The sequence below is a fragment of the Arthrobacter agilis genome, assembly GCF_002953615.1.
In the GTDB taxonomy this organism is placed as follows: domain Bacteria; phylum Actinomycetota; class Actinomycetes; order Actinomycetales; family Micrococcaceae; genus Arthrobacter_D; species Arthrobacter_D agilis_B.
On the sequence record NZ_CP024915.1, the window covers coordinates 3362937 to 3365772 of the forward strand.

General features: G+C 68.3%; 4 protein-coding genes. 2 read left to right on the top strand and 2 right to left on the bottom strand.

From position 1 onward, the window contains the following. Together CVO76_RS16530 and CVO76_RS16535 are read right to left on the bottom strand one after the other, a co-directional pair. Positions 1 to 336, bottom strand: a 336-nt coding sequence (locus CVO76_RS16530) for a hypothetical protein (protein ID WP_208740163.1), incomplete at its 3' end; no start/stop codon positions are given. Positions 337 to 568: 232 nt separating this feature from the next. Next, complete coding sequence (locus CVO76_RS16535; RefSeq protein ID WP_208740164.1) at positions 569 to 1798, bottom strand: epoxide hydrolase family protein; 1230 nt, start codon at positions 1796 to 1798, stop codon at positions 569 to 571. Positions 1799 to 1903: 105 nt separating this feature from the next. Here CVO76_RS16535 and CVO76_RS16540 point away from each other — a divergent pair, with 105 nt between their 5' ends. Together CVO76_RS16540 and CVO76_RS16545 are read left to right on the top strand one after the other, a co-directional pair. Then, the gene (locus CVO76_RS16540; protein ID WP_208740165.1) at positions 1904 to 2506 is read left to right on the top strand and encodes a MarR family winged helix-turn-helix transcriptional regulator; all 603 of its coding nucleotides are present in this window, start codon (positions 1904 to 1906) and stop codon (positions 2504 to 2506) included. Beyond that, on the top strand, positions 2503 to 2836 hold a 334-nt coding region (locus tag CVO76_RS16545; protein ID WP_208740166.1), incomplete at its 3' end, for an NmrA family NAD(P)-binding protein. The genes CVO76_RS16540 and CVO76_RS16545, both read left to right, overlap by 4 nt.

Genomic DNA, 2836 nt, shown 5'->3' on the forward strand with positions numbered 1-2836 from the left:
GACCCGCCGCTCGAGCTCGTCGATGAGCATCTGGTACCGGTCATGTGCTCCATATGGCGGGTGATCAGCGTCCATCAGTGCGTACGCCTGGTTCAGCAGGATCCGCAATCGTCGTGTGGACAGCGCTGCGATGTCGGCTGGAGTCAGTTGCTCATCGGTGGGAGCGTCGTCGCGATCCTGCTCGGCTGCAACCCACGCAGTCAGCTGGTCCGTGTCAACGGCACCGGACTGTCCAGGGCGCGCGGATCCCCTGGAGGTTCTGGTGTTCGTGAGAAGCGTGAACTTCGATGCCGAGGTGGTGGTTCCTGATGCGGGATTGTTCAGAAAGTCGGTCATGGCCGTCTCCGGGTGCGATGCACATCCGTGGCCCGTGTCTGGACCTATGTGTGTTGTGAACACTAGACCTGATTCTCGTGGAAGCCACCAGCAGAAGCTGAACATCCGGTGACAGATCCCGATCACAGCTGAACAGAAGAAGTCGAACCTCCAAGGAGGTGTGGCGGATGGGCGACCTCCCAGTGGCGGATCGCTCACCCGCATGATGCGGAGACGCCGCCAACGGGCTGCCCTACCGCAGCGGGCGGAACGTCGCCCGGATGTCGTCGACGAGGAGCTCCGGCTGCTCGAGCAGCGCGAAGTGGCCGCCGTCCGAAACCTCGCTGAAGTGCACCAGGTTCGTGTAGCGTCGTTCGGCCCAGCGGCGTGAACGGCGGACGTACTCGCCGGGCATGATGCTGAGCCCCACGGGAAGCGTGAGCGGCTCCTCGATCGTTCCCGGGTTGGCCCAGCCGTTCCTGCCCGCCTCCCAGTACATGCGGGCCGCCGACGCCGCCGTGTTGGGCAGCCAGTACAGCATGATGTCGTCGATCATCTCGTCGAGGGTGAAGATCGCCTCGGCATCCCCGTGCCGGTCGTGCGAACCTCCGACGTCCTGGAACATCGCGTAGATCCACGCCGCGAGACCGACCGGCGAGTCCGAGAGCGGGTAGCCGATCGTCTGGGGCCGGGTGGACATCTGCTGCGAGTAGGCGGAGAGCGTCTGCCAGTAGTACCCGCCCTCCCGCAGCATCACCTGCTCCTCGTCGGAGGCCGAATGCATCTCCTCGTCGGAGGGCATGAAGAGGGCCATGTTGAGGTGGATGCCGGCGAGCCCGATGTCCTGCGACCGCTGCAGTGCCGCGAGTTCGGCGGTGACGGAGGCGCCGAGGTCACCGCCCTGGGCGAACCAGCGCGTGTACCCGAGACGTTCCATGAGCGCGGCCCAGGCCCTGGCCGTCCGCTGCGTGTCCCAGCCGGTCCCGGTGGGCTTCCCGGAGAACCCGAATCCCGGCAGGCTCGGGATGACGACGTCGAACGCGTCCGAGGCATTGCCGCCATGCGCTTCCGGGTCGGTCAGCGGCCCGACGACGTGCCGGAACTCCAGGACCGATCCTGGCCAGCCATGCGTGAGCAGCAACGCAGGAGCCCCGGGCACCGAGGACCGGACATGCACGAAGTGGATGTCGAGCCCGTCGATCGTGGTGGTGAACTGGCCCCACGCGTTGAGCAGCGCCTCGGTGCGGCGCCAGTCGTACGCGGAGGCCCAGCGGTGGGCCAGCGCCTGGAGCTTCTCCAGCCGCGGTCCCTGGGATGTGTCCGCCACGGTCTCGCGGTCCGGCCATCGGGTGGACCGGATACGCCGGTGGAGGTCATCGAGATCGGCGTCCGGGACGTGCAGGTTGAAGGGGCGGACGTCCGTCGGATCGCTGGAATGTTCCACGGACGGGAGGTCCGATACGGAGGAGTGTGCGTGGGGCATGGCGACCTTCGGGCAGGGGGCGGACGAGCCGACCGGTGGATGTCCGATCATCTTACCCAAAGATCGTCTATAAGTGAGATCATCTTTCCTTGCTACTATTGCCTCATGCCCGCTGCTCCTGTCCCCGACCCTCTCGATCCCTCAGGCGTCGACTGGGAGGCCGGAGGCATCCGGACGGAACTCGGCTGGTCCCTCCAGGCGATGTCGCAGGGTTTCTCGCGCATCGCGACGGGCGCCGTCGCCGACGTGCCCGGCGGCCCGCGCGGCTACCAGGTCCTCGTGGCGATCACCACAGAGGATCCGACCTCGCAGCTCGTCCTGGCACAGCGGCTCGGTATCGACAAGACCGCGATGACCTACGTCGTCGACGCCCTCGAACGCGAGTCCCTCGTCGAACGCCGACCGGATCCGCAGGACCGCCGGATCCGCCAGGTCCTGCCCACCGCCCACGGCCGTGCCCTCCTCGCCTCGGCCCGGGCAGCCCTCCGCGAGGTCGAGGGCGTACTCCTGCGCGGACTCACCGCAGACGAGCAGTCGCATCTCCGCCGGCTCATGGCACGCGTCGCGCTCGACGCCGGTGACGCCGAATCGTGCATCGGGTCGCCGGCGGGAGCCGAGCAGCCGGTGGTCGCGCCTGACTCCCCACCCCCTCGACGTCGGACCGACGTCCGTGACAGCGCCCCCACAGAGAAGAGCACCCCGTCATGACCACCCTCCTCGTCGCCGGCGCCACCGGTGACCTCGGTCGCCGGATCGTCCGCGAACTGCTCGCCGCGCATCCCGAAGCCCTCGTGCGCGTCCTCACCCGTCCGGGCAGCGGGACCGCCCAGGCCCTGTTCGGGGAGCAGGACCGCGTGGAGGTCCGGGAGGCCGCCTACACGGATCACGCGGGCCTCGTCGCCGCCCTCTCCGGTACCGACGTCGTCGTGTCCGCTGTCAGCGGCGCGCGGACGGTGGTCCTCGATGCCCAGCGGGCGCTGCTCGCCGCGGCCGTCGAGGCGGGCGTGGCACGGTTCGTCCCCAGAGCGCCCACAGGAA

Bases quoted from the DNA above. Each gene is read 5' to 3' on its own strand.
- CVO76_RS16535 (WP_208740164.1), bottom strand. From the start codon at position 1,798: ATGCCCCACGCACACTCCTCCGTATCGGACCTCCCGTCCGTGGAACAT.
- CVO76_RS16540 (WP_208740165.1), top strand. From the start codon at position 1,904: ATGCCCGCTGCTCCTGTCCCCGACCCTCTCGATCCCTCAGGCGTCGAC.